Origin of the sequence: Fictibacillus norfolkensis (assembly GCF_014836645.1) — a bacterium.
GTDB lineage: Bacteria > Bacillota > Bacilli > Bacillales > Fictibacillaceae > Fictibacillus > Fictibacillus norfolkensis.
Genome location: NZ_JACSQM010000001.1, coordinates 191135 through 215777 on the forward strand (window position 1 = coordinate 191135; position 24643 = coordinate 215777).

General features: G+C 39.6%; 25 protein-coding genes. 6 read left to right on the plus strand and 19 right to left on the minus strand.

What is annotated here, in order from left to right; all coding sequences use genetic code 11:
* Positions 1-87: 87 nt before the first annotated feature.
* Entirely contained in the window at positions 88-1203 is a 1116-nt protein-coding gene (citZ, locus tag H9648_RS00925) for a citrate synthase (protein WP_191751926.1), read from the minus strand.
* A 249-nt stretch (positions 1204-1452) separates the two neighbouring features.
* Positions 1453-1914 (minus strand): DUF441 domain-containing protein, encoded by a 462-nt coding sequence (locus tag H9648_RS00930; protein WP_191751927.1) that lies wholly within the window; start codon positions 1912-1914, stop codon positions 1453-1455.
* A gap of 52 nt (positions 1915-1966) precedes the next feature.
* Between H9648_RS00930 and ytvI the strand changes: the two genes are divergently transcribed.
* Positions 1967-3085, plus strand: a complete 1119-nt coding sequence (gene ytvI, locus H9648_RS00935) for a sporulation integral membrane protein YtvI (protein ID WP_225218667.1) — start codon at positions 1967-1969, stop codon at positions 3083-3085.
* A gap of 297 nt (positions 3086-3382) precedes the next feature.
* Here the strand turns inward: ytvI and H9648_RS00940 are convergent, their stop codons facing one another.
* The 8 genes from H9648_RS00940 to dnaE form a co-directional block, all read right to left on the minus strand.
* Positions 3383-3778 carry an FxsA family protein gene (locus H9648_RS00940; RefSeq protein WP_191751928.1) on the minus strand — a complete coding sequence of 132 codons (396 nt, stop codon included), beginning with the start codon at positions 3776-3778 and terminating at the stop codon, positions 3383-3385.
* Between the two features lie 100 nt (positions 3779-3878).
* The gene (gene pyk, locus H9648_RS00945; protein WP_191752647.1) at positions 3879-5633 is read right to left on the minus strand and encodes a pyruvate kinase; all 1755 of its coding nucleotides are present in this window, start codon (positions 5631-5633) and stop codon (positions 3879-3881) included.
* A 91-nt stretch (positions 5634-5724) separates the two neighbouring features.
* Positions 5725-6684 carry a 6-phosphofructokinase gene (gene pfkA / locus H9648_RS00950; protein WP_137788670.1) on the minus strand — a complete coding sequence of 320 codons (960 nt, stop codon included), beginning with the start codon at positions 6682-6684 and terminating at the stop codon, positions 5725-5727.
* Positions 6685-6802: 118 nt separating this feature from the next.
* On the minus strand, positions 6803-7780 hold the full coding sequence (gene accA, locus H9648_RS00955; RefSeq protein ID WP_191751929.1) for an acetyl-CoA carboxylase carboxyl transferase subunit alpha: 978 nt from the start codon (positions 7778-7780) through the stop codon (positions 6803-6805).
* Between the two features lie 3 nt (positions 7781-7783).
* A complete protein-coding gene (gene accD, locus H9648_RS00960; RefSeq protein ID WP_191751930.1) occupies positions 7784-8638 on the minus strand; it encodes an acetyl-CoA carboxylase, carboxyltransferase subunit beta in 855 nt (284 codons plus the stop codon).
* A 16-nt stretch (positions 8639-8654) separates the two neighbouring features.
* Entirely contained in the window at positions 8655-9305 is a 651-nt protein-coding gene (locus tag H9648_RS00965; protein WP_191751931.1) for a FadR/GntR family transcriptional regulator, read from the minus strand.
* Between the two features lie 20 nt (positions 9306-9325).
* Positions 9326-10567, minus strand: a complete 1242-nt coding sequence (gene ystJ / locus H9648_RS00970) for an NADP-dependent malic enzyme (protein ID WP_137788666.1) — start codon at positions 10565-10567, stop codon at positions 9326-9328.
* A 113-nt stretch (positions 10568-10680) separates the two neighbouring features.
* Positions 10681-14061 (minus strand): DNA polymerase III subunit alpha, encoded by a 3381-nt coding sequence (gene dnaE / locus H9648_RS00975; RefSeq protein ID WP_191751932.1) that lies wholly within the window; start codon positions 14059-14061, stop codon positions 10681-10683.
* Positions 14062-14222: 161 nt separating this feature from the next.
* On the opposite strand from dnaE, the gene H9648_RS00980 reads away from it, so the two are divergent.
* The 3 genes from H9648_RS00980 (at position 14223) to H9648_RS00990 (ending at position 15382) form a co-directional block, all read left to right on the plus strand.
* Positions 14223-14555: a YtrH family sporulation protein gene (locus tag H9648_RS00980; RefSeq protein WP_191751933.1), complete on the plus strand. Its 333-nt coding sequence runs from the start codon at positions 14223-14225 to the stop codon at positions 14553-14555.
* Positions 14555-15067 carry a sporulation membrane protein YtrI gene (gene ytrI / locus H9648_RS00985; protein WP_191751934.1) on the plus strand — a complete coding sequence of 171 codons (513 nt, stop codon included), beginning with the start codon at positions 14555-14557 and terminating at the stop codon, positions 15065-15067. The genes H9648_RS00980 and ytrI overlap by 1 nt, the downstream gene beginning before the upstream one ends.
* 129 nt (positions 15068-15196) lie before the next feature.
* Positions 15197-15382 carry a YtzJ family protein gene (locus H9648_RS00990; RefSeq protein WP_066396796.1) on the plus strand — a complete coding sequence of 62 codons (186 nt, stop codon included), beginning with the start codon at positions 15197-15199 and terminating at the stop codon, positions 15380-15382.
* A gap of 47 nt (positions 15383-15429) precedes the next feature.
* Here the strand turns inward: H9648_RS00990 and H9648_RS00995 are convergent, their stop codons facing one another.
* Complete coding sequence (locus H9648_RS00995) at positions 15430-16377, minus strand: DHH family phosphoesterase (protein WP_191751935.1); 948 nt, start codon at positions 16375-16377, stop codon at positions 15430-15432.
* Positions 16378-16462: 85 nt separating this feature from the next.
* Here H9648_RS00995 and H9648_RS01000 point away from each other — a divergent pair, with 85 nt between their 5' ends.
* Positions 16463-16759, plus strand: a complete 297-nt coding sequence (locus tag H9648_RS01000; protein ID WP_191751936.1) for a YtpI family protein — start codon at positions 16463-16465, stop codon at positions 16757-16759.
* A gap of 39 nt (positions 16760-16798) precedes the next feature.
* Here H9648_RS01000 and H9648_RS01005 read toward each other — a convergent pair whose 3' ends face one another.
* The 7 genes from H9648_RS01005 to H9648_RS01035 all read right to left on the minus strand — a co-directional run bounded on the left by H9648_RS01005 (position 16799) and on the right by H9648_RS01035 (position 23495).
* Positions 16799-18115 carry a DRTGG domain-containing protein gene (locus H9648_RS01005; protein WP_191752648.1) on the minus strand — a complete coding sequence of 439 codons (1317 nt, stop codon included), beginning with the start codon at positions 18113-18115 and terminating at the stop codon, positions 16799-16801.
* 82 nt (positions 18116-18197) lie between these two features.
* Positions 18198-18440 (minus strand): hypothetical protein, encoded by a 243-nt coding sequence (locus H9648_RS01010; protein WP_144698634.1) that lies wholly within the window; start codon positions 18438-18440, stop codon positions 18198-18200.
* A 57-nt stretch (positions 18441-18497) separates the two neighbouring features.
* Positions 18498-19178, minus strand: coding sequence for a metal-dependent hydrolase (locus H9648_RS01015; RefSeq protein ID WP_191751937.1), 681 nt, complete (start codon positions 19176-19178; stop codon positions 18498-18500).
* A 123-nt stretch (positions 19179-19301) separates the two neighbouring features.
* Entirely contained in the window at positions 19302-20426 is a 1125-nt protein-coding gene (ald, locus tag H9648_RS01020) for an alanine dehydrogenase (protein WP_191751938.1), read from the minus strand.
* A 253-nt stretch (positions 20427-20679) separates the two neighbouring features.
* Entirely contained in the window at positions 20680-20844 is a 165-nt protein-coding gene (locus tag H9648_RS01025) for a hypothetical protein (RefSeq protein ID WP_191751939.1), read from the minus strand.
* A 66-nt stretch (positions 20845-20910) separates the two neighbouring features.
* Complete coding sequence (argH, locus tag H9648_RS01030; protein ID WP_191751940.1) at positions 20911-22296, minus strand: argininosuccinate lyase; 1386 nt, start codon at positions 22294-22296, stop codon at positions 20911-20913.
* Entirely contained in the window at positions 22293-23495 is a 1203-nt protein-coding gene (locus H9648_RS01035; RefSeq protein ID WP_191751941.1) for an argininosuccinate synthase, read from the minus strand. The genes argH and H9648_RS01035 overlap by 4 nt, the downstream gene beginning before the upstream one ends.
* Positions 23496-23708: 213 nt before the next feature.
* On the opposite strand from H9648_RS01035, the gene H9648_RS01040 reads away from it, so the two are divergent.
* Complete coding sequence (locus H9648_RS01040) at positions 23709-24023, plus strand: hypothetical protein (protein WP_191751942.1); 315 nt, start codon at positions 23709-23711, stop codon at positions 24021-24023.
* 97 nt (positions 24024-24120) lie between these two features.
* On the opposite strand, the gene H9648_RS01045 is transcribed toward H9648_RS01040, so the two are convergent.
* The gene (locus H9648_RS01045; protein WP_191751943.1) at positions 24121-24627 is read right to left on the minus strand and encodes a MogA/MoaB family molybdenum cofactor biosynthesis protein; all 507 of its coding nucleotides are present in this window, start codon (positions 24625-24627) and stop codon (positions 24121-24123) included.
* Positions 24628-24643: the final 16 nt, after the last annotated feature.

The following is a 24643-nucleotide window of genomic DNA, read 5'->3' on the forward strand; positions in this document are numbered from 1 at the left end:
CATGTACTATACTAGTCTACTAAAAAACATAGGGAAAAGAGAAGAAGAATCCCTTCTCTTTTTGTGATATAACCTATCGTTTTTATATTATCTTTGTTCTAAAGCAACATACTGCTGCATGTCAGGTCCGATATATTCAGCACGAGGGCGAATTAAACGGTTGTTTTCATATTGTTCTAAGATATGTGCAATCCAGCCAGAAACACGGCTTATCGCAAAGATCGGCGTGAATAGGTCATGGTCGATACCTAAGCTGTGGTAAACACTAGCAGAATAGAAATCTACGTTTGGCAGCAAGCCTTTCTTCTGCTTAAGCGTATCATCAATCTTTACGCTCATCGTGTACCATTTTTCTTCACCTGTGATAGATGTTAGCTGTTTAGACATTTCACGCAAATGTTTTGCACGTGGATCGCCGTTCTTGTATACACGGTGACCAAAGCCCATGATCTTTTGTTTGTTCTCAATCGCGTTGTCCAAGTAAGATTCTACATTTGCTTCTTCACCGATCTCAGATAGCATCTTCATTACTTGTTCGTTTGCTCCACCATGAAGTGGTCCTTTTAAAGCACCGATCGCTGCTGTAATTCCTGAATAGATATCAGAAAGAGTAGCCACACAAACACGTGCAGTGAACGTGGATGCATTTAGCTCATGATCAGCATGTAAAACTAATGCTTTGTTAAAAGCTGTTTCAGAAATTTCATCAGGCTCTTTACCTGTTAGCATATATAGGAAGTTAGCTGCATAGCTAAGTTCTTTTTTAGGAGCAATCGGATCTTTTCCTTCCCTAATACGTGCAAATGCCGTTACAAGTGATGACATCTGTGCTTGAAGACGGATGGCTTTTTTGTAGTTTCCATCTGTAGACATATCCTCTGCTTCTGGATCATACATCGCTAATGTTGACACGATTGTACGCAATACAGTCATAGGATGTGTATTCTTCAAAGGAAGCGATTTCATTTGTTCCAACAATTCTGCAGGCAGCTCAGTAGCTTCAGCAAGCTCTGATTTAAATGATTCAAGTTCAGATTGGGAAGGCAGTTTACCATTCCAAAGCAAGTATACAACTTCCTCAAAAGTTGCATGTTCAGCTAAGTCATCAATGCTATATCCTCTATAGGTTAATACATCGTCAATGATAGAGCTGACAGAAGATGTCGTTGCAACAATTCCTTCTAATCCTCTTGTAGCTGTCATGGCTATCTCTCCTTTTTTTCTGTTATTCTCTCTTCTCCTTTAATTGTTTCACTTTTAAAAAAATAGAAAGAGCTTACATTTTCCTTGGAATAAAAAAGCCGGATTCAAGGTTACATTCCCAACTTTTTTAATCTCGAAACTGAGACTTGAAAAATGAAAGACTATTTAAAGGAAATGGGACATACACATCAATTATAAACAATAATCTGATATTTGTGAACGGATATCACTTATTTCGTGCGGAAAGCGTCATGAACCTGAAATCATTCCAACGACTTTCATAGCCATATACGCAATTCCAGCACCGATCAATGGTCCTACAGCCACTCCTTTAAAAAGAGCGACGGCAAGGATTGTTCCAAAGACTAAAGCAGCTGTAATATGAGGATCATTCTGAAGCAGATGAAGTCCTTTACTTGCGATTACCGCTACGAAAATGCCCGATAATAGAGCAACCCACGCATAATAAGAACGCAATGATTCAGACAACTGTTTAAACCCAATCTCACCAGATGCTATCGGTACCAATACGGCAATCGTTATGATCGTCACACCCCAATTTATTCCTTTTTGCTGTATAACAGAAAACCATTTATCACCCATACCGGTAAATTTTAACACTAACAAAAATGCTACTGCGACGATTAATGATTGATTTTTTGCAAGTAAGCCAATAATCAATAATCCTAATAAAAAAAGTAAAGGTCCCATAGTTTCATTCCTTTCTCAAAGATGATATGTAGTGAAAAGGCAGGTGGAAAATTTGTATGCTGAACTGACACATCGCTTGTTGCGTATTGGATTTATTCTATTCCTCGCTGTTGCCCTTATTTTTTCTGGCTATTATGTTTCTGCTATTCTTTATCCATTCATAGCAGGCGCAATCATAGCACTGATGATCAACCCTTTTGTTGGCTTTATCGTGGATCGATTCAAAGTGAATAGAGCTCTTGCTGTCATTCTTTCTATATTAGGCCTTTTAGGTGTGATTGTCTTGTTACTAACCTTGCTTATTCAAGAGATGATGACTGGTTTTGCCTATATTGCACATGAATTGCCCGCATATATTCAAGAGCTGGTCTTTTATTTTGAACGATCTTTTAAAACGAACGTACTTCCTTTATATCAAGATTTACTCTCCATCTATAGCAAGTTGGGAACGGATCAGCAAGAAACGGTAATGGATAATATCGAGAAGATCGGAACCGGCATTACCACAAATGCGTCCAGTATGACACAGGCCGTAATTAATAGTGTCTCTCTAATGATCGTAAGTCTTCCAACTTTTTTAACGGTATTTATCTTTTCACTGCTTGCTGCTTTTTTTATTAGTAAGGATTGGTATCGTCTAACAGGATTCCTTAAGGCGATCTTTTCTGAAAAGTTAATCCATACTGTCACAACGGTATATGTAGAACTCCGAAAAGCTTTATTTGGCTTTTTAAAAGCTCAGTTAACCTTAATCTCCATAACAGCCTGTATCGTATTAGTAGGTCTCTTGTTGATGCGTATTGACTATGCCGTAACCATATCTGTACTGATCGGAGCGATTGATCTGCTACCATACCTTGGGACAGGTGCTGTTTTTCTGCCGTGGATCGCTTATTGCTTCTTGACAGGAAACTACACGCTAACGATCGGACTATCCATCTTGTATGGTGTTGTCGTTATTCAGCGACAGATCATGGAACCAAAGCTTTTATCACAAACGATCGGACTAGATCCTCTCGCGACTTTAGTTTCTTTATTTGCTGGATTCCAGCTTCTTGGATTTGTCGGCCTTATCGTAGGACCTGTTATCCTAGTCATTATTCGTGCTCTTTATGAAGCAAAGTTCTTTCATGAGATCTATCAATTTGTTATGAAGCCTATACACAAATAAAAAGAACGAATGCTTTAAGTGAGCATCGTTCTTTTTGTTATGTTTTCGTATTCACAGATGCCCTTTTTAGTGGTTGGTTTCCGCTCCAGGTTGCTCGCTTTCCACGGGGCGACCGGTGAGCCTCCTGCCACTTCGTGCCATTAGGAGTCTCACCTGACCGCTCGTCCCGTAGGAGTCAGCAACCTTCCACTACAACCAACTTGCCAAGAAGAAATTCAAAGAAACTTAAAAGAAGAAATCTTTTAGAAAACAACCTCTTATTATTTGCTAGGTTGACTCTGTCAGTAACTAGTGACTCTACCTTCTTTTTATAAAGTAAAACTGTCCTGATTGCATCTTTTGGAAGAGTTTCGCTTTCATCCACAACTTCACTGGCTTTCTTAGTGGAGGGATAAGTAAGAAGAAACCTAGAATGTCGGTTAGGAATCCAGGTGCTAAGAGTAATGCTCCACCGACTAGAATGCATGCCCCATCAAGAACTGCCTCTCCTGGCATCTGTCCGCTCTCAAACTGCACCTTCACACGTTGAAGCGTTTGTACACCTTCTCTTTTTGCTAAATAAGCGCCTAATATACCCGTTATAAATATCCCAGCAATCGTCGCAGGAATGCCTATATATTGTCCAGCCAGTATAAAGAGTCCTACCTCGATGGCAGGAATAAGAATAAAGATCGGTAAAAGCTTACGAAACAAATAAACCACCGCTTTCGTTAAACATGTAATAAGGGATTAAGCCTATTCCTTTTTTTACGAATGAAAAAAGAGAAGGTTTCACCCTTCTCTTTTCGTATCATTAAATAACGTTCTTTCTTCCGTCATAAATATATCCAACAGAAGCATCGATCGTAATCTCTTGGCCATCTGTAAAGATTTCCGTAGCATTTTGTAAGCCAACGATAACAGGAATACTTAGTGATACTCCACATACAGCAGCATGGCTTGTTAATCCGCCTTCTTCTGTAATAACAGCAGATGCTTTTTCGAACGCACCAATCATATCACGGTCAGTTCCAACTGTTACAAGAATAGCACCTTCAGTCATTTTATCCATCGCTTCTTGAGCTGTTTTAGCTACCACAACTTTTCCTGAAGCAGATGATTGTCCGATCCCTTGAGCTTTTGCAAGCACATCACCAATGATGTGGACTTTCATTAAGTTTGTAGAACCAGATTCACCAACTGGTACACCTGCTGTGATCACTACAAGGTTTCCATGTTGAACAGCTTCTGCTTTAAGCGCTGAATCAATTGCAATTTGGAACATTTCATCTGTTGTTCCAGCTTTTTCACCTTTAACTGGTGTTACTCCCCAAACAAGTGCAAGCTTACGGCAAACATCTTCGTTGCTTGTTACTGCGATAATAGGAGCTTTTGGACGATATTTTGAAATCATGCGAGCTGTTTGACCTTTTTCAGTAGCTGTAATAACTGCATCTGCATCAAGGTTAAGAGCTGTAAAGGAAACAGATTGAGAGATCGCATCTGTAATTGTCGTTTTGCTCTCTTTGCTTCTTGAAGATAATAATGTTTTATAGTTTAACGAACTTTCAGCACGGCTAGCAATCTTATGCATGGTAAGAACCGCTTCAACTGGATAAGTACCAGCAGCTGTTTCACCTGATAGCATGATCGCATCTGTACCATCAAAGATTGCGTTTGCTACGTCACTCGCTTCAGCACGTGTAGGACGCGGGTTACGTTGCATAGAATCTAACATTTGAGTCGCTGTAATTACTGGCTTTCCAAGCTCGTTACATTTCTTGATCAGCATCTTTTGCACAAGAGGTACTTCTTCAGCCGGGATCTCAACACCAAGGTCACCACGCGCTACCATCAGACCGTCAGAAACAGCAAGGATCTCATCAATATTGTCTACACCTTCTTGGTTCTCGATCTTAGGGATGATTTGAATATGGTTTGCATTGTGTCGATCTAAGATCTCACGGATTTCAAGAACATCTGTTGCACGACGTACGAATGACGCAGCAATAAAGTCAACACCTTGTTCGATACCAAACTCAATATCTTTTGCATCTTTGTCCGTGATACCAGGAAGTTTCACGCTTACGTTAGGTACGTTCACACCTTTTTTATTCTTTAATGTACCGGAGTTTAAGATTTTTGTAGTTAATTCTTTCTCGCCGATCGCTGTTACTTCAAGTTCGATCAGTCCGTCATCAAGCAGGATTCTTGATCCTACATGAACATCTTCAACAAGACCTGGGTATGTTACAGAGATCTTTTTGTCGTTACCAACAACTTCTTCCATAGAAACGATCAATTCGTTTCCAACTACAAGTTCAGCAACTCCGCCTTCAAGCGTTTGTGTGCGGATTTCAGGCCCCTTCGTATCTAAAAGGATCGCAACTGTTTTTCCGAGCTCTTTAGATGCCTCACGAATGTTGATGATTCGTTGACCGTGCTCGTCAAAGTCACCGTGTGAGAAATTTAGACGGGAAACGTTCATCCCAGCATTCATCAATTCTTTTAACTTATCAATACTTTCGCTTGCCGGACCTATCGTACAAACGATTTTTGTTTTACGCATCATATAAATGGCCTCCTGATTTTCTTTTTTCGCAGAAAGGCATCGTAAGGCTTCTGCAGTCAAACTGCAGCCGTACGATGCATTAAGCAGATTATATGGATAATTCTTGTGATAACTTGTACATTTGTCTATCTATCGAATGTTTTCTAGATAATACTTCTGTAATGTCATAATCAACAAGTTTGTTATTTTCAATACCTACTGTACGCCCAGCTTTACCTTCTAATAAAAGTTCAACCGCTTGCGCACCTAGACGGCTTGCTAGTACACGGTCAAAAGCTGTAGGGGAACCACCACGTTGAATGTGGCCGAGAACCGTAACCCTTGTCTCGAAGTCTGTAAGCCTTTCGATCTCTTTAGCAACATCAACGCCGCTTCCACAACCTTCAGCAACAATAATAATACTGTGTTTCTTACCGCGCTCATGTCCTCTTTGTAACTTTTGTACAACCTGATCCATCTTGTGGTCTTCTTCTGGAATGAGAATCGTCTCAGCACCATCTGCAAGGCCAGCCCATAGAGCCAAGTCACCAGCGTCACGTCCCATAACTTCAATGATATATGTACGCTCATGTGAAGTAGCCGTGTCACGAATCTTATCGATAGCATCGATAATCGTGTTTAATGCTGTATCAAATCCGATTGTGAAATCTGTACCAGGAATGTCATTGTCGATTGTACCAGGTACACCAATCGTTGGATAACCTTGTTCAGACAATTTCTTAGCACCTTGGAAAGAGCCGTCTCCACCAATAACGACTAATCCTTCGATACCGAATTTTTTTAATTGCTCGATACCTTTTTGTTGTCCTTCTGGTGTTTTAAACTCTAAACAACGTGCAGAATGAAGCATTGTGCCTCCACGATGTATAATATCTCCAACAGATCCTAATTCTAGTTTTTTAATATTCCCTGAAATTAGTCCTGCATAACCATTGTATATCCCATAAACTTCTAAGTCATGGTAGATTCCTTTTCGAACAACCGCCCGAATCGCAGCGTTCATGCCTGGTGAATCGCCACCACTTGTTAGAACTCCTATCCGCTTCATGAAACATTTCACCTCTCTAGTTCTCTCGTCTTATTAAAATATCATGTTCAAATGTTGAACACAATAGACAACAATAGGCAAAAAAATGCGCCTTTCCCTAAGCAGAAAGGCACATTCCCTATTTAACAACAATGGAATCGTTTACAAACCCAAATTGTCCGATTTTTTTATATTTTTCATAACGTTGATTTATGAGCTCTTCTTTAGACATGGAGAGCAAAGAATGTAAAGAGTCTTCCAAAACCTGGTCGATTAATTCTGCTTGATGCTTCGCGTCTTTATGTGCTCCGCCCTTAACTTCTTCAATAATCTCATCAATAATTCCTAACTCTTTTAAGTCTGGAGCAGTGATTTTCATAGATTCAGCTGCTTTCTTTGCCATCGAAGCATCTTTCCAAAGAATGGCAGCTGCGCCTTCTGGAGAGATAACAGAATAGGTTGAGTTCTCGAGCATGTGTACGTAATTTCCTACACCTAAAGCTAATGCTCCACCGCTTCCACCTTCTCCAATCACAACACAAATAACAGGAACAGTTAACCCAGCCATCTCAACTAAATTACGAGCGATCGCCTCACTCTGTCCTCTTTCCTCAGCTGCTTTTCCTGGATATGCTCCCTTTGTATCAATGAAACAGAAAATAGGTCTATTAAACTTCTCCGCTTGTTTCATTAAACGCAGTGCCTTGCGATAGCCTTCTGGATGAGGCATACCGAAGTTACGACGAAGATTTTCTTTCGTATCCTTTCCTCTTTGGTGTCCGATGATCGTAATAGGAAGTTCCTTATAAAATGCTACTCCTCCAACGATCGCTTCATCGTCACCAAAAAGACGGTCTCCGTGTAATTCAATGAAATCCGTAAAAAGATAGTTAATATAATCAAGGGTAGTTGGGCGTTCAGCATGTCTGGCAATTTGAACACGATCCCATGGCTTCATCTCTGAATACGTACTGTTTTCAAGGTTAGACAATTTTTCTTCTAGCCTCTTGATCTCGTCTGTTAAATCAATATCTTTCTCATCCATAAATGACTTAAGCTCTGCGATTTTTTTCTCCAGTTCGTGTATCGGTCTTTCAAATTCTAGTTCTGCTGCCATGCTTTACACCCTCCCTTCTGTATGAATCTTTACTAACGTACTCAATGTTTTCTTCATTTCACTTCTATGGATGACTCTATCTAACTGCCCGTGTTTTAATAAAAACTCTGCTGTCTGAAAATCATCCGGTAATTCCTGGCGAATCGTTTGTTCTATGATCCTTCTGCCAGCGAACCCGATCAAAGCCTTAGGTTCAGCAAAATTGTAATCACCTACAGATGCGAAACTTGCAGAAACGCCACCTGTTGTCGGGTGTGTCATGATAGAGATAAACAACAATCCTTTGTCACTCAAACGGTTAAGAGCTACACTCGTTTTAGCCATCTGCATCAAACTTAATACGCCTTCTTGCATTCTAGCTCCGCCAGATGCTGTAAAGATGATAAACGGTGTTTCTTTATCGATCGCGTGCTCGATCGCACGTGTGATCTTCTCACCTACAACAGAACCCATGCTACCCATTCTAAAGCGAGAATCCATAACCGCTAATGTTACATCACGGCCATCAATCTGACCGGCGCCTGTAACAACGGCTTCATTAATTTTTGTTTTTTTTCGGTCACCTTCAAGTTTTTCAACATAATCTGGAAACTCTAAAGGATTTCCAGAGATCATGTCTGCATCATATTCTGTAAAGGTTCCTTCATCAATCAGAGCAGCTATTCGTTCTTGTGATGACATTGGATAATGATATTGACAGCCTTGACAGACAAGCAAGTTTTTTCTCAATTCTTTTGTTACCATGATGTGCTTGCATTCTGGACATTTACTCATAATTCCTTCTGGAACGTCTTGTTTAACTTTACCAGTTGGTATCGTGGCATATTTTTTCTTTTTTACAAACAATCCTTTAATCATAAATGAATAACACCACCTATTCGATTGCGTTTAGAGCATCGTTTTGTTTTGATAACAAACTCGTCAGCTTCACAGCATCTTTTTGTTGGAGAAGTGTCAGAACTTCCTCACAAAATGCTTGTGACCAGTACGAATTTGCTCGTTGCAATGAAGACCCATAACCCGTTAGTTCTACATATAAACGATAAAGAAGATGATTGCCGCATGCTTGGATCACAATTTTTTCGAATTGTTTGCAAGCTTTATGAACTTGCTCTTGTTCGTTTGTATCCATCTGTTCGATAAGATTTCCCAGTTTTGAGATAGTGGCAGATTCAGCTCTGCGTACTGCAAGCTCCACACAGTCTTTAATAACAATATGTCTTGTTTCCTGAAGATCGTGTCTAGCTTTATTATCATTTAAGATGAACGAAGCTAGCACTTCAACGAGCCGGTGTCCGGTTGCTTCACGAATGAAGGTCCCTTCGCCTCTTCTTGTCTCAATCAGACCTAAAAGTTCTAGAGATCGCAGTGCTTCGCGAACAGATGATCTTCCAACCTTCAGGCGGTCACTCAGCTCCCTTTCAGAAGGGAGCTTGTCACCCGCTTGAAGACCGTCCTCAACGATAATCGCTTTAATTTGTTTAAGAATTTCTATATATACTTTTTCGGTAGGCTGGACAGACATTCCTCTCTCCTCTACCGGTTTCATTCATCTTTTCCGATAATAGCTAGTTTCTTAGTCTTTTCAGCGATGTCTTCAGGATTCACACGAAGTCTTGCTACTCCTGTTTCCATAGCCGCAGTGGCTACAGCTGCAGCAACAGCAGGTGCTACACGCGGGTCGAATGGTGCTGGAATTACATAATCCGCCGTCAATTCAACTGGGTTCACCAGATTTGCGATCGCATGTACCGCTGCGATCTTCATTTCCTCATTGATGTGTGTTGCACGAACATCAAGAGCACCGCGGAAAATACCAGGAAACGCTAACACGTTATTTACTTGATTAGGAAAATCAGATCGGCCGGTTCCAATGACCATCGCACCTGCTTCACGCGCTTCATGAGGCATGATCTCAGGGTTCGGGTTAGCCATAGCAAAGATAATCGGTTCAGGATTCATTGACTCAACCATTGCCTTTGTTAATGCACCTTCTACTGAAACACCGACGAAAACATCTGAGCCGCTGATTACATCAGCAAGTGTTCCCTCTTGTTTTGTACGGTTCGTAAAGTTTGCAACTTCTTTTTTTACACTGTTCATTCCGAACGGACGACCTTCATAGATCGCACCTTTTGTGTCGCACATGATAATATCTTTCACACCAAAACGATCTAGCAATTTAATAATAGCAATCCCAGCTGCCCCTGCTCCATTAACAACGACCTTAATCTTAGACATTTCACGTCCTGTTAATTTAAGCGCATTAACTAGACCAGCTAGTGTAACAATGGCTGTGCCATGCTGATCATCATGGAAGATTGGAATATTCGTTTCTTTCTTTAATCGCTCTTCGACTACGAAACAATTCGGTGCTGCAATATCTTCTAAGTTCACACCGCCGAATGTAGGTTCAAGCAATTTCACCGTTTCAACGATCTTGTCCACATCTGTCGTATTCAAGCAGATTGGGAACGCATCAACGCCAGCAAAACTCTTAAATAGTACTGCTTTTCCTTCCATTACAGGAAGTGCAGCTTCAGGCCCTATATTTCCGAGACCTAATACAGCTGTTCCATCAGAAACAACAGCTACTGTGTTACCCTTCATCGTATAGTCATAGACTTTCGTTTTGTCATCATAAATATCTTTACACGGCTCTGCCACACCAGGAGAATACGCTAAGCTTAAATCTTTCGCGTTACGTACAGGTACCTTTGATTTTGATTCTAATTTCCCTTGATGTGTGCGGTGCATGTGTAGTGCTTCTTCTCTTAATGTAGACATTTTTTCATCTCCTAATGATTTTAAATTTAAGGTTGATAAGCCAATTAGGAGGTGGTCAGACCACTAATATTGACTCATCCATTATAACAAAAGTTAACAAGCTGTAAAGGTTTTTAATTTCTTCTAAATACGACATTACCCTCACCAATAACAGATTGCAATTCTAATAACAATTTTTCAGAAACATTTACTTTTTGTGAAATCTGGACCTTTTGTCTATTCTCTTCATAGATCAAAACAACAGTTGTAGAACCTTTTGATTCGTCGAAAATGGTCTTCAACGCATTCAGATGCTGAGACGACTGATGATCTTTATCTATTTTAATAAATAGGGTCGGCTGCTCATTTGACTTTAGATCTTCGAGCAGTCTGCATTTATTCACAAGAATCTGCAGTGAATCGTTACGGTGTTCCACACTTCCTTCTATAAACAATTGTTGTCCTTTCTGAAGAAGAGAATGGTAAGCTTCATACACTTTTGGAAAAGCCACGGCCTCTATCTCACCACTTTCATCACTGATCGTCAGGAATGCCATGAGTTCTCCTTTTTTGGTTTTGATCGCTCGTACTTTGTCCACTAGAACACCTAGACGAACGGATGATTTTTTTTCTTTTAACTCATTGATGTTAACCGCTTTCCAGCTGCTTAAGGTCGTTCGATATCTTTGCAGCGGATGTGAAGAAAAGAAAAAGCCTAAAGCTTCTTTTTCAAACTTAAGTTTTTCGCTTTCTTGAAAGGATTGAACGGAAACATAGGAAGGTTTAGGCAAATTAATATCATCATCAAATAGATACATCTGATTCTTTCGTGAGATTTCCTGAAACTCTTCTCCATATTCAATCGCAGTTTCTAATGAAGCTAGCAACACTGCTCTATCTTGTCCCAATTCATCCAAAGCTCCTGCAAAAATTAATGATTCGAGTGTACGTTTATTCACCACTTTCTGAGGACATCGTGAACAAATATCGAACAGATCATGAAACGTTTCTTTTTGGTTCTCTGTCATCAACATCCTAATTGCATTGTACCCAACGTTTTTTATTGCCAACAGACCAAATGTGATAGTAGATCCATTTGAAATAAAAATTTCGCTGCCATTTTTTATAGATGGTGAAAGAACAGGAATCCCTCTTTGCTCGGATTCTTTAATATATTGATTCACTTTATCATGATTCCCGATAACGCTTGAAAGCAGAGCCGCCATAAAGTAGGCTGGATAGTTCGCCTTTAAAAAGGCAAGTTGATAAGCGATCACACTGTATGCAACAGCATGGCTCCTAGGAAATCCATAATCAGCAAAACGTACGATCAAGTCGTACAACGCATCTGCAGATTTTTCATCATAGCCTTGCTCTAAACACCCTGCAACAAAGTGTTGTCTCTCACGTAGAAGAATATCCCTTTTCTTCTTGCCTACTGCTCTCCTAAGCAAATCTGCCTCTCCTAGTGTGAAACCAGCTGCTTTTGTTGCAATCTGCATAATCTGTTCTTGATAAACGATCACACCATATGTTGATTGTAAAATCGGTTCCAGATCAGGGTGCATGTATTGCACAGTCTTCAGACGATGTTTGCCTGCAATATAGTCGGGAATATTCTGCATTGGACCCGGCCGATAGAGAGCATTCACCGCTACGATATCTTCAAACTCCGTCGGTTTAAGCTGCTGAAGAACTTTTCTCATCCCGTCAGACTCAAGCTGAAACACCCCAGTAGTATCACCTTTTGCAAGAAGCTCAAATGTTTTAGCGTCGTCGAATGGAATGTCATTCAGACTAATCTTCACATTTTCATTTTCTTCGATCGCCCATAAGATGTTTTCAATGAGCGATAAATTTCGCAAGCCCAAAAAGTCCATCTTCAACAGTCCTGCAGCTTCGAGCCATTCCATACTATATTGTGTAAGAGGTATACCGTCATGACCGGTTTGTAAAGGTACTTTTTGAACAAGTGGTGCTCCAGACAAGACTACGCCTGCGGCATGGGTTGATGCGTGCCTCGGTAAACCTTCAAGTCTCATTGCGATCTCAACTAGCTTTCTCACATCAGGTTCATTTTTGTACGCCTGTTGCAGGCCGGCTGATTCTTTCAACGCATTTTCCAACGTTATTCCTGGTCTAGATGGAATATTCTTTGCCGTAAGATCAATAAGTGCTGGAGCAAAATCCATTACTCTGCCCGCATCCCTTATCGCAGCTCTTGCAGCTAATGTCCCAAAGGTAATGATCTGTGCGACATAATCTGTACCATATTTACGCGCAACATAACTTAGTACTTCATCACGGCGGTTATCAGGAAAGTCGATATCAATATCCGGCATCGTGATCCGTTCAGGGTTTAGAAAGCGCTCGAATATCAGTTGATGATGAATAGGATCAACATTGGTGATCTTAAGGACGTAAGCGACTAATGAGCCTGCTGCAGAACCTCTTCCTGGTCCTGTGATCATCTTTTCGTCGTGTGCAAATTTCATAAAATCCCACACAATCAAGAAATAATCTTCAAAGTTCATGCTTTTAATAATATTGAGTTCGTAGGTTAAACGATCTTTGATTTCAGGTGTTATCGTTTCGTACCGATTCATAAGTCCTTTATTGCACAGCTCTGTTAAATATTCATAGCTGTTCTTATTGTCAGAAACAGGGTATTTGGGCAAAGCGATGTTACCAAGATGGAGCTCGAGCGAACATCTTTCTGCCAGTTTGGCCGTTGTATCTAACGCCTCTTCAGCATGGGAAAATTGACGTTCAATTTCTGTTGGGGATTTAAAATAAAACTCATCGGTCTGCAGTTTAAATCGATCACGATTGTTTTTCTTCTCTCCTTGTTTGATGCAAAGCAGGATATCATGCGCGTCTGCATCTTCTCTTTTCATATAATACGTTTCATGCATACAAACGAGAGGGATGAGATATTTCCTTGAAAGGTTGTGCAATTGGAGATTTATTGTTTTCTCTATACCTGTATTATGATCTTCTATTCCAAGGTAAAATCGATCTTTGAAGCACGATTTATAGAATTGAAGCATTCGATCTAATGTTTGATCGTCAAGGATTTCACGAGCAAGATACTGCTGGACCTCACCTTCTATTCCTGATGAAACAGCAATAAGGCCATCAGTATGATTTGAGATTTCTTCATAAGTAAGAGGTGACACGTCTCCATCCAGCTTAGTCTGCATAAGCGTTGTAAGTCTTAATAGATTTTCATAGCCTTCTATGTTCATGGCATATAAAAGTAGTTTATGGTGTGAACTTATCTTCTCTTTTGTATCAGTTTGATTTCCAACTTCTGCTTCCAATCCAATAATAGGTTTGATGCCAGCTTTTACACATGTTGTATAAAACTTTAAAGCACCATACATGTTTGATTTATCTGTTAAGGCTAACGACGTATACCCAAGCTCTTTTGCATATTGAACAAGCTCTTCGATCCGACAAGAGCTTTCAAGAAGCGAGTACTCACTATGTATATGCAGTGGGACAAATCCCATACCATCACTTCCTTTACGCACCTGTTTGCATTCCATTATAGTACAGAAGTTCGCATGTGTTAATGAAACAGTTATGAATAACGAACGATTATTCATTTTCTCTCAAATTAGCATACACTTCAGCTACTTCCCATACATTGATTAAGAGGGGAGGTTGTCTCATGGTACGTGAATTTTTTGCGAATATCATATTAGATTTTGCTATAGCTTTTGGTGTATTGTTGGGTGGAGCGTTAATCGGCGGGCTTGCTGCTTTTCTTGTGGGAAAAGCACCTATATATGAAATGATGGAACTTGCGAAAAGACTTAAAATATGGGCAATCGTCGCTGCTATTGGTGGAACGTTCGATACGATCACGAACTTTGAGCGAAGTTTTGAAAACGGCGCTACTATAGAGATTTTTAAACAATTAACTTATATTTTCGTAGCGATTGCTGGTGCTAATTCTGCCATGCAATTGATTCAATGGCTCAGTCAGGAGAACATCCACTGATGAGGATCCCCCCGCTATATCAACGAAAAGGCTACCAGCGTTTTTTTGCTGGGATAGCGATCGGATTTATTATCGGCTGGGCTTTTTTTTTAATACAAGGCGGTTTAGCTCATGAAAGACTGATTGTTAGAATTGAAAAGCAACGAGTTAAAATTAATGATTTGGAAAAAAAGAACGAGATCTTAACTTCGGATGATGAAAAAGCAAACAAAGAACTTGCTAAGAAGTTTAAACTACATGAAGTGAATGCAAGGTTTTCAAACCAAGATTCTTTAAAGTTATCAAACTTAACTAGACTGCACTTAGCAAAAGCAGTTGAAGACGACCTAGAGCACCTTATAGGAGAAGATACAGAAACACTTGCAAAAAGCCATTCCTTACTCGTACAAGCTATTGAAAATAAAACGTACCGACTCGATGACGATGAGCAAGCTTATGAAGTCAAGATCGATCATTTGTATTTATACACGGGTGTTCTTCGAATCTATATCTCAGCTAAAATCAGTGAATGATTATGCATAAATAATGGTCGAAATATTACGTTTTTATGAATCTTTGGGCAAAGAAATGGCAATCCCTCCTTCAATTGTATAAAATATGTGTAAAGAATAATTCAAGAGTGATTATTGGGGGGAAACTACATGATTATCAATCGAAAAGAACTTGCCCGTGAAAAGGTAAAGGAATTACAGAATGGCTTTTCTGCTTTTGCAGAAACGAAAGAAGTAGCAGACCTAATCAAGAGAGAACTTGCAAAATTAAACTTAAAAGTGCATGAAGATGTAACAGATGTTGGCTCTTGGTTTATCCCTGAAAAAGCTAACTAAATCTATTCCATGCTAAAGCATAAAAAGGCCCCCCGATGAGGCCTTTTTTATTTGAATTTATATTCTTTACAGAGGTTTCGAAGTTCAGCTAGTACAGACATCGTTTCGTCTTCTGTATATACCGTTGCTCCTGATGCTCTCGGATGCCCTCCGCCGTTGAATTTAGCTGCTATCTTATTAACAACAGGACCTTTCGACCGCAATCTAACTCTGATCTGATCTGGTTCATCCACAAAAAACACCCACGCCAACAAGCCTTCAACATGTGAAAAAGAATTTACTAAAAGAGAGGCTTCACCAGGAGTTGTTCCAAACTCTTTTAACGTATCTTTTTTTAAGTGGATATACCCTACACAATTGTCTACAATCGAAAAATTTTGAAGTACATAACCGTTCAATCGAACGAGTTTTTCCGATATCTTATATAAATTTTCGTGAATTTCTGAGGGTGAGAATCCTGTCTCTAATAACGCTGCTGTATAATGGTGTGTTTTTTGAGTCGTGTTTGAAAATAAAAAGCGACCAGTGTCACCAATAATACCAGCATAGATTAGTCTTGCTGCATGTTCATCAAGTTTTAATCCAGACGTTGATCCATAAAGGTAAAGATCCATGATCATCTCTGATGTAGAACTTGCTTCAGTATCCACCCAAATCAAATCACCATAAGGATCTTCATTTGGATGATGATCGATTTTGATAACAAAATCTCCTAGTGAATAACGGTGATCACTGATACGAGGTGAGTTTGCAGTATCGCAAATAATGACCAAAGCCCCGTTATAAACACCATCTTCTATAACATCCATTGTGTTTAGAAATGTGAGGCCCGCTTCCTCTTCTCCTACAACATACACTTCTTTTTGAGGATAACTTGCTTTGATGATCGCAGAAAGCCCACCTTGTGATCCAAGCGCATCCGGGTCTGGTCTCACATGTCGATGAATAATTATTTTTTCATACTGTTCAATTCTTTGTAAGATTTGTTCTTTCATAGCAGACTCCTTTTAGATGTCGTTGTGGCAATTATGGTTTTAAACGTTTACAATATAGTGGAGTAAATACGTGGGGGAATTTTCAATGCCTATTTTTATTATCCTAATTATACTTTCTTTTTCTCTTTATGTGTTCTATAAAGTCTCTGAGGTGCGCGCAAAAGAACCGTTCTTAAAGCGGTGGACAGGCACAAAAGCAAAAATGGCACTCGGTTCATTCTTAGCTTCTTTCGGTCTTAACGAACTCACTGCTGTTGAAGGACGTGTTCAGCTTTGGGTAGCACTTATTTTCTTAATCTATGGAATTGTACTGTTAGTCATGAATTATAAAATGTACAAGCATTTTCTTACACTTGCACGTGAAGAAGCACAGAAAAATTAATTACTTATGGATAAAAAGTCCCTGAACCAGGGACTTTTTTTATGAACGATGATCAAGAAGCTGTGCCATCATCATAGCTTTTCCAACAATCTTTCCATCATGATGGATTTCAACATCTACTTTCCCAAATTTCCGGCTCACTTCCAGCACTCGGGGGATCAGTTCAATATCACTATCAATCTGTACGGGCTTAATATAATAAAATGTAACATTCTCCACAACGAGGTCGCCTTTTTTAATTTTTCTCAGCGCTTTTCGCGCCGTTTCCGTAACGATCGTCATTAAAACGCCGTATGAAACAGTTCCAAGGTGATTGGTCATCTGTGGTGTAATCCTGCAAGAGTATGTGATCTCATTATCTACTTTTTGCTCTTTTAACTCTGTCGTAATAAGATCATCAAAAGTAGCACCTACCTGAGGCTGCTTTTGCATCATCTGCATCGCTTTTAATACATCTTGTCTTGTTAAAATTCCGATTAGTTTATGAGAGGTTCCGATAACAGGAAGGAGTTCGATTCCTTCCCAGATCATCATATGAGCACAAGCAGCAACAGATGTTTTTTCCGTAACGGTTAAAGGTGCACGGGTCATTACTTTTTCTACTTGCATGGAAACAGGTACCCCTATAATATCTTTAGAAGTAACTACTCCCGTTACGCGATTACCTTGATCTACAACCGGATAACGGCTATGCATAGTTTGTTGATTCAATTCATGCCAACGCTGCACTTTATCATGTTGATAAAGAAAATGCGTCTCATCGATCGGAATTAAAATATCAGATGCTAAAACGATATCTTTCTTAATCAAACGATCATGAATGGCTTTATTAATCATAGTCGCAACAGTAAAGGTATCATAGCTCGTAGAGATGACAGGAAGCTCAAGATCATCTGCGAGTCGTTTCACTTCTTCCTCTGTATCAAAGCCACCAGTAACTAAGATTGCACTTCCTGCTTTAAGTCCAAGTTCATGAGCGTTTACACGGTTACCTACGATCAATAAACTTCCTGCATCAACATAGCGCATCATTGCTTCAAGTTTCATGGCTCCGATTACAAATTTGTGCAGCGTTTTATGAAGACCAGCGCGTCCGCCAAGTACTTGTCCTTCAACAATATTTACGACTTCAGCAAACGTTAACTTTTCAATATTACTCTTTGCTTGTCTTTCAATTCGTATCGTCCCAACACGTTCGATCGTGCTTACGATTCCTTGATTCTCTGCTTCTTTTATCGCTCGATAAGCTGTTCCTTCACTAACGGTCAGATCTTTTGCTATTTGCCGAACGGAGATTTTTGATCCGACATCAAGGTCCAAAATATGCTGTAATATTTGTTCATGCTTGGTTAGCATTACATTCACCGTTCCTTCTACCTGTATCTATCTGTTTTATCACTTTGACTAATACAGATTATACAGGCATTAGAACAGAAACTCAACTTTCCATGTGTATCCTTTTTTTCATTTTTGAATCTGGAGTCACAATCTGCTTTTTAACAGCTCTTTTCTCTGGTGTATCTTTCTTAAACAAAAGGCTAACTAAAAGCATACCCGCAAATCCCATCCATGCTGCCGAGAAAAGTTGTTGCAGCAGAGGACCGTCAAACGATAAGACAGGTATCGCTACATAGAAAAGCACCAACAACATTAAAACTTTTGCCATTTTTTCTTGTCTCATAAAAAACACAACCTCCCTTACTATCATCAATATGCATAGAAAGGGAGGTTAGAATCATTATACACTTATGCTTTCACCGCTTATGAGCACTTTTCCTTTGTTTCCGAGTTTAGATGTGAATGAGGCTTCAGGATCCTGTTCAATCACAGGAAACGTGTTGTAATGGATTGGCACGGTAACCTCAGCACCGATCCACTCTGCTGCGATTAATGCATCCTCCGGCCCCATTGTAAAGTTGTCACCTATAGGCAAGAAAGCAATATCTGGTTTTGCAAACTCTCCAATTAATTTCATATCTGAGAATAGAGCTGTATCTCCTGCATGGTATAGCGTTTTCCCACCATGTGAGAATAAAATTCCCGCTGGCATTCCCGTATATACGACAGTGCCATCTTCTTGCGAATAACTTGATCCATGAAAAGCTTGAGTGAATTTCACTTTACCAAAATCAAATGTGCGGCTTCCTCCTATATGCATAGGATGTGCCTCTACTCCGAGTGTTTGTAAGTACTCAGCAAGTTCAAACGGTGCTACGACCAAGCTGTTATTCGCTTTTGCGATCTCAACCGTGTCGCCTACATGATCGTTATGACCGTGTGTTAATAAAATCACATCGGCTTTTACGTCCTTAACATCGATCTTAGCTTGTCCATTTCCATTAATAAAAGGGTCGATCCAAATGGAATGTTGTCCGGTTTGAATTTCAAGTACAGAATGTCCGTGGTATGTCACTCTCATAATTACATGCTCCCTTCTCAAATAAAACGCTGAAATATCTTACTTCCATTACATACCCTATTATAGAACAGAAAAAAAGTCCGATTCCAGAGAAAAGGAATACGAACTTTTTCTAATTGTTATCTATTTGTTTGATTTTAGAATGGAGACAGCATCTTTATAGTCTAGTTGATGCGATTCAGCAACCGCTTTGTATGTTACGAACCCATCTAATGTATTGATTCCTTTAAGTAGAGCTTCATTATCTAAACACGCTTGAACATAACCTTTGTTTGCAATTTGAAGAGCATAAGGTACCGTGACATTAGTCAGACCGATCGTTGAAGTTCTCGGAACAGCACCTGGCATGTTAGCCACTGCATAATGAAGAACACCATGCTTTTCATACGTCGGATTATCATGTGTTGTGATGCGGTCGACCGTTTCAAAGATTCCACCTTGATCAATGGCAACATCCACGATGACAGAACCTGGCTGCATGCCTTTAATCATCTCTTCTGTCACAAGCTTAGGAGCCCTAGCTCCCGGAATTAACACAGCTCCAATAACTAATGCTGATTCTTGAACCGCAAGAGCTATATTGAGTGGATTTGAAATGAGCGTGTTGATCTCAACACCGAAAATATCATCAAGCTGACGAAGTCGTTCGGGGTTCAAATCAATGATTGTAACATCTGCTCCAAGTCCCATAGCGATCTTAGCAGCATTCGTCCCGACTACTCCACCACCAATAACCGTTACTTTTCCACGTCTTACACCAGGTATTCCACTTAATAGGATACCTAGCCCACCTTTTGGTTTTTCTAAGAATTGAGCCCCTATCTGAGCCGCCATTCTTCCTGCCACTTCACTCATCGGTGTAAGGAGAGGGAGTGTCCCATTCGGCAATTGAACCGTCTCGTACGCAATGCCAACTACTTTATTATCTGTTAATGCTTTTGTAAGTTCTGGCTCAGGCGCAAGATGTAAATAAGTGAAGAGAATTAGACCTTCTCGGAAAAAACAGTACTCCTCAGGAAGCGGTTCTTTTACTTTCATGACCATATCCATCGACCATGCTTGAGTCGGTGTTTCTACGATAACACCACCAGCACTTTCGTATTCTTCATCTGTAAACCCTGAACCGATTCCAGCACCTTTTTGTATAAACACCTCATGACCTGATGCCACAAGATTCAACACGCCCGCCGGTGTCATCGCTACTCGATTTTCATTATTTTTTATCTCAGTCGGTACTCCTATTTTCATGTTGTACCCTCCCTTAATTCACATGGAAATATTTTCATTATTCTATAGTTAACATACCACCAAAAACTCAAAATAAAAAGTTGAATCTTCTTAGAATATTTATAAATTCAAGACAGCTTTAAGGTGCCCTAAAAGGAAAAAGAACATTCTCATTTTTGGTTTTATGAAAAATTCTGCTTATGTTCGCAACTGTAATAACTTTTTTTAGAACACAAAAAGGTAGCCTCTGTAATAGAGCTACCTTAATCTTGTGTTATGAAAGACTTTCTTCTTCATCAAGTTTTGTTCTTTGCTGTCCTTGATCTACTTTATCAACGATTCCGCTTTGATAAGATTCTGTTATCTGCTGATGAACAGTCATCTCACCTTCAGCATCATATTCAAGCTGTTGATTGGGACGTTTTTCGTTTTCCATCATAACTTTCCTCCTTCAAACGCAAGACTTTAATCATAGTTTTTGTCTTACAAGGAAAGTTCATTTGAGCTAATTATTGGAAACGGCCATTTTTGATTGAGCGGCATCAATCTGTTGGCGAACTGCCTCAAAACCAGTTCCACCTTCAGAATTTCGTCTTTCTACTGCTGTTTTTGGAGATAGAGCCTCAAACAGATCATTTTCAACGAGCGGACACCATTCCTTATACTCATCCAACGTCACATCAAGAAGATAGCACTCTTTTTGAATGCATTGAAGGACCATCTGACCAACTAATTCATGTGCTTCTCGGAAGGGAATTCCTCTTTTTGCTAGATAATCTGCAAGCTCTGTAGCATTAGAAAAGTCTTGATGCACTGCTTTATTCATCTTATCAACATGAATCTTCACTTCATTCATCATGCCAGTCATGATACTTAAGCATCCTTTAACGGTTTTTACCGTATCAAAAACGGGTTCTTTGTCTTCCTGCATGTCTTTGTTGTATGCAAGTGGCAATCCCTTCATCAATGTAAGAAGGGAGATCAACGAACCATATACCCTCCCGCTTTTTCCTCGGATCAATTCAGCCATATCAGGGTTCTTTTTTTGTGGCATCATGGAACTGCCTGTAGTAAAGCTGTCACTGATCTCAATGAATCCAAACTCTTCTGAAGACCAAAGGATCAGTTCTTCACAAAAACGAGAAAGATGCATCATGATCATAGAAGCATTGCTGCAGCATTCGATCGCAAAATCTCGATCACTTACAGCATCCAAGCTATTGAGATACTTGTCTCTGAATCCAAGCTCGTTCATCGTGATGTTGCGGTCGATATCAAACGTCGTTCCCGCTAAAGCCCCAGCACCAAGGGGCAAAATATCACTACGCTTTAGACTATCTTGAAGTCTTCCTTTATCACGATCAAGCATCCAAAAGTACGCCAACAGATGATGAGCAAATGAAACGGGCTGTGCACGCTGAAGATGTGTATAACCAGGGATGATCGTTTCTACATGCTCTTCTGCAAGATTCAAAAGTGATTTTTGTAATTCTTCAATATGAGCAATGATCAATAACGTTTCTTCTTTTACATAAAGATGAAAATCTGTTGCCACTTGATCATTTCGACTTCTTGCCGTATGAAGTTTTCCGCCATCCGGTCCAATTTTGTCTGTTAATAATTTTTCAAGGTTCAAATGAATGTCTTCGTATTTAACAGAATACGTAAGCTCCCCTTCTTCAACATCTGATTGAAGAGAAAGCAAACCATTCTTTATATTTTCATAAGCACTCTCGTCAATAATCTTACACTGAAACAACATCTTAGCATGAGCCAAACTTCCTTTAATGTCTTGACTGGCCAATTGCTGATCAAAAGAGATGGATGCTCCAAACTCATCTACCCATTCTTCAGGCTGTTTTGAGAAACGTCCTCCCCATAACTTCTTCACACTTTCACCTCATTTTTTTGAACCATGCTGCTAACTTTTGTAGGAAGTCCCCATAAAGAGATAAAACCTTTCGCAGCTGTATGATCAAAAGCATCGTCTGATGTATATGTTGCTAATTTTTCATCATAAAGAGAATAAGGTGATTTTCTTCCTTCGACGATCGCATGCCCTTTAAAGAATTTAACACGAGCTGTACCTGTTACATGTTTTTGTGTTTCGTCCAAGAAAGCTTTTAAAGATGCATGTAACGGTGAGAACCATAAACCTTCATAGATCAGTTCAGTCATCTTCTTTTCAATGATCGGTTTAAAGTGAGCGACTTCTTTAACTAATGTAAGATCCTCAAGTTCTTTATGGGCTTTAATAAGCGTTGTTGCGGCTGGACATTCGTAAACTTCACGAGATTTGATTCCTACTAATCTATTTTCAACATGGTCGATACGTCCAACACCATGCGCGCCTCCCCATTCGTTCAACTGATTAATCAGAACATCTAACGTAACATGCTGACCGTTCAGTGATACTGGAACACCTTGTTCGAATCCAATCTCAACAATCTGCGGCTCATCTGGCGTATGTTCGAGAGCAACAGTCATTTCATATGCTTCTTCTGGTGGTGCAGCCCAAGGATCTTCCAAGATTCCACACTCATTGCTTCTTCCCCATAAATTTTGATCGATAGAGAACGGATTTTCCTTTTTAATTGGAACAGGAATATCATGTTCTTTTGCATACTGAATCTCTTCTTCACGAGACCAGCTCCATTCACGAACCGGCGCTAGAACTTCAAGCTCAGGAGCGAGTGCAGAAACAGAAACTTCAAAACGAACTTGGTCGTTCCCTTTTCCAGTACATCCATGAGCAACGGCTGTAGCTCCATATTTTTTAGCAGTTTCTACTAACTTTTTCGCGATTAACGGTCTGCTTAATGCAGAGATGAGTGGATATTTCCCTTCATACAATGCATGTGATTGTAGAGCTACTAATGCATATTCATCAGCATATTCCTTCTGAACATCAAGTACGATCGATTCAGATGCCCCGATTGATAACGCCTTTGATTGTATAAAAGGAAGATCCTTGCCTTCACCTACATCCAAGCATAATGCAATAACTTCGTATCCTTTATCAACTAGCCAAGGAATCGCAACAGACGTATCTAATCCTCCAGAATAAGCTAAAACTACCTTTTTCCCCATATGAAATCTCTCCTTTTGTTATAGACAAAAATGAATATTTATTTATTTTTATACATTTTTTTTTATAAAAATACCATTTATGATAGTTCATACTATAACAAAAACATCACAGGGATTGCAAGGTTATTCTTTAAAATGAATAAAAATAACATCGAACTTTTATCTACCATCCCACTCCACCCTTTTGTACAATAGAAATAGAGGTGATTTCAATTGCAGAATGACTTTGTTTGGGATGAAAGACTCGGAATCTTTGTTCCGCATTTAAATAAATCGTGGGGAAAGTACGATATGGCGACTCAAGAAGCGATAATGTTACAATGGGAAAAGATCAGAGGAAGAATTCCTGATCGAATCGGAGAGATCGAAGAGATAATTAACGAGTTGCAAGACCAACTATCAACCGAAGAACATTTTAAGGTCTCATGCGAATTGAACAATAAAATCGCGAGCCTCGCTTCTGTCATCAACGATCTTTGGCTATGGTACAGATTGAATCAGAGTATAACATCAAAGATTCATGATTAAATTAGGGTCTTTTCGATAGTAGGAGTCTTCACATAAAAATAAAGAGGATGCATTTTGCATCCTCTTTATTTTGGACTATATTCTTTAACAAACATCCTTATTTATTCAGCTGTTGAACAACATGAGACAGCTCGGGTATGACTAATTTCTCCATGCCTAGTTTTACAGCACCTGATGAACCAGGGAGTGCGAATATCGCTGTCCTATCCTTAACTCCCGCTACTGCTCTGCTCAGCATCGCACCAGAGCCAATATCGTCTGTATAGCTTAACATGCGAAAAAGTTCACCAAAACCAGAGATCTCTTTATCGAATAAAGGCGTTAATGCCTCAATTGTTACATCCCTATAAGCGATTCCTGTTCCTCCATTAAAAAGGACAACATCAATCTCTTCATTCTGTATACCGTATTCCGCAGCATCTTGAATGGATCTAATCTCATCTTTAACAATTTTGTATGCAGCAATTTTATGATCCTTTTTCTCTAAAAAAGCATGTATCAATTTGCCGCTCTTATCTGTTTCTTCATTTCGTGTATCACTAACGGTTACGATCATGCATCTAACCACTCGTGGTGCTTCAGCTTTATGTTCTTTTTCACTCATGGATGCAACACCTGTT

Bases quoted from the DNA above. Each gene is read 5' to 3' on its own strand.
- citZ (WP_191751926.1), bottom strand. From the start codon at position 1,203: ATGACAGCTACAAGAGGATTAGAAGGAATTGTTGCAACGACATCTTCT.
- H9648_RS00930 (WP_191751927.1), bottom strand. From the start codon at position 1,914: ATGGGACCTTTACTTTTTTTATTAGGATTATTGATTATTGGCTTACTT.
- pyk (WP_191752647.1), bottom strand. From the start codon at position 5,633: ATGCGTAAAACAAAAATCGTTTGTACGATAGGTCCGGCAAGCGAAAGT.
- pfkA (WP_137788670.1), bottom strand. From the start codon at position 6,684: ATGAAGCGGATAGGAGTTCTAACAAGTGGTGGCGATTCACCAGGCATG.
- accA (WP_191751929.1), bottom strand. From the start codon at position 7,780: ATGGCAGCAGAACTAGAATTTGAAAGACCGATACACGAACTGGAGAAA.
- accD (WP_191751930.1), bottom strand. From the start codon at position 8,638: ATGATTAAAGGATTGTTTGTAAAAAAGAAAAAATATGCCACGATACCA.
- H9648_RS00965 (WP_191751931.1), bottom strand. From the start codon at position 9,305: ATGTCTGTCCAGCCTACCGAAAAAGTATATATAGAAATTCTTAAACAA.
- ystJ (WP_137788666.1), bottom strand. From the start codon at position 10,567: ATGTCTACATTAAGAGAAGAAGCACTACACATGCACCGCACACATCAA.
- dnaE (WP_191751932.1), bottom strand. From the start codon at position 14,061: ATGGGATTTGTCCCACTGCATATACATAGTGAGTACTCGCTTCTTGAA.
- H9648_RS00980 (WP_191751933.1), top strand. From the start codon at position 14,223: ATGGTACGTGAATTTTTTGCGAATATCATATTAGATTTTGCTATAGCT.
- ytrI (WP_191751934.1), top strand. From the start codon at position 14,555: ATGAGGATCCCCCCGCTATATCAACGAAAAGGCTACCAGCGTTTTTTT.
- H9648_RS00990 (WP_066396796.1), top strand. From the start codon at position 15,197: ATGATTATCAATCGAAAAGAACTTGCCCGTGAAAAGGTAAAGGAATTA.
- H9648_RS00995 (WP_191751935.1), bottom strand. From the start codon at position 16,377: ATGAAAGAACAAATCTTACAAAGAATTGAACAGTATGAAAAAATAATT.
- H9648_RS01000 (WP_191751936.1), top strand. From the start codon at position 16,463: ATGCCTATTTTTATTATCCTAATTATACTTTCTTTTTCTCTTTATGTG.
- H9648_RS01005 (WP_191752648.1), bottom strand. From the start codon at position 18,115: ATGCTAACCAAGCATGAACAAATATTACAGCATATTTTGGACCTTGAT.
- H9648_RS01010 (WP_144698634.1), bottom strand. From the start codon at position 18,440: ATGAGACAAGAAAAAATGGCAAAAGTTTTAATGTTGTTGGTGCTTTTC.
- H9648_RS01015 (WP_191751937.1), bottom strand. From the start codon at position 19,178: ATGAGAGTGACATACCACGGACATTCTGTACTTGAAATTCAAACCGGA.
- ald (WP_191751938.1), bottom strand. From the start codon at position 20,426: ATGAAAATAGGAGTACCGACTGAGATAAAAAATAATGAAAATCGAGTA.
- H9648_RS01025 (WP_191751939.1), bottom strand. From the start codon at position 20,844: ATGATGGAAAACGAAAAACGTCCCAATCAACAGCTTGAATATGATGCT.
- H9648_RS01035 (WP_191751941.1), bottom strand. From the start codon at position 23,495: ATGGGGAAAAAGGTAGTTTTAGCTTATTCTGGAGGATTAGATACGTCT.
- H9648_RS01045 (WP_191751943.1), bottom strand. From the start codon at position 24,627: ATGAGTGAAAAAGAACATAAAGCTGAAGCACCACGAGTGGTTAGATGC.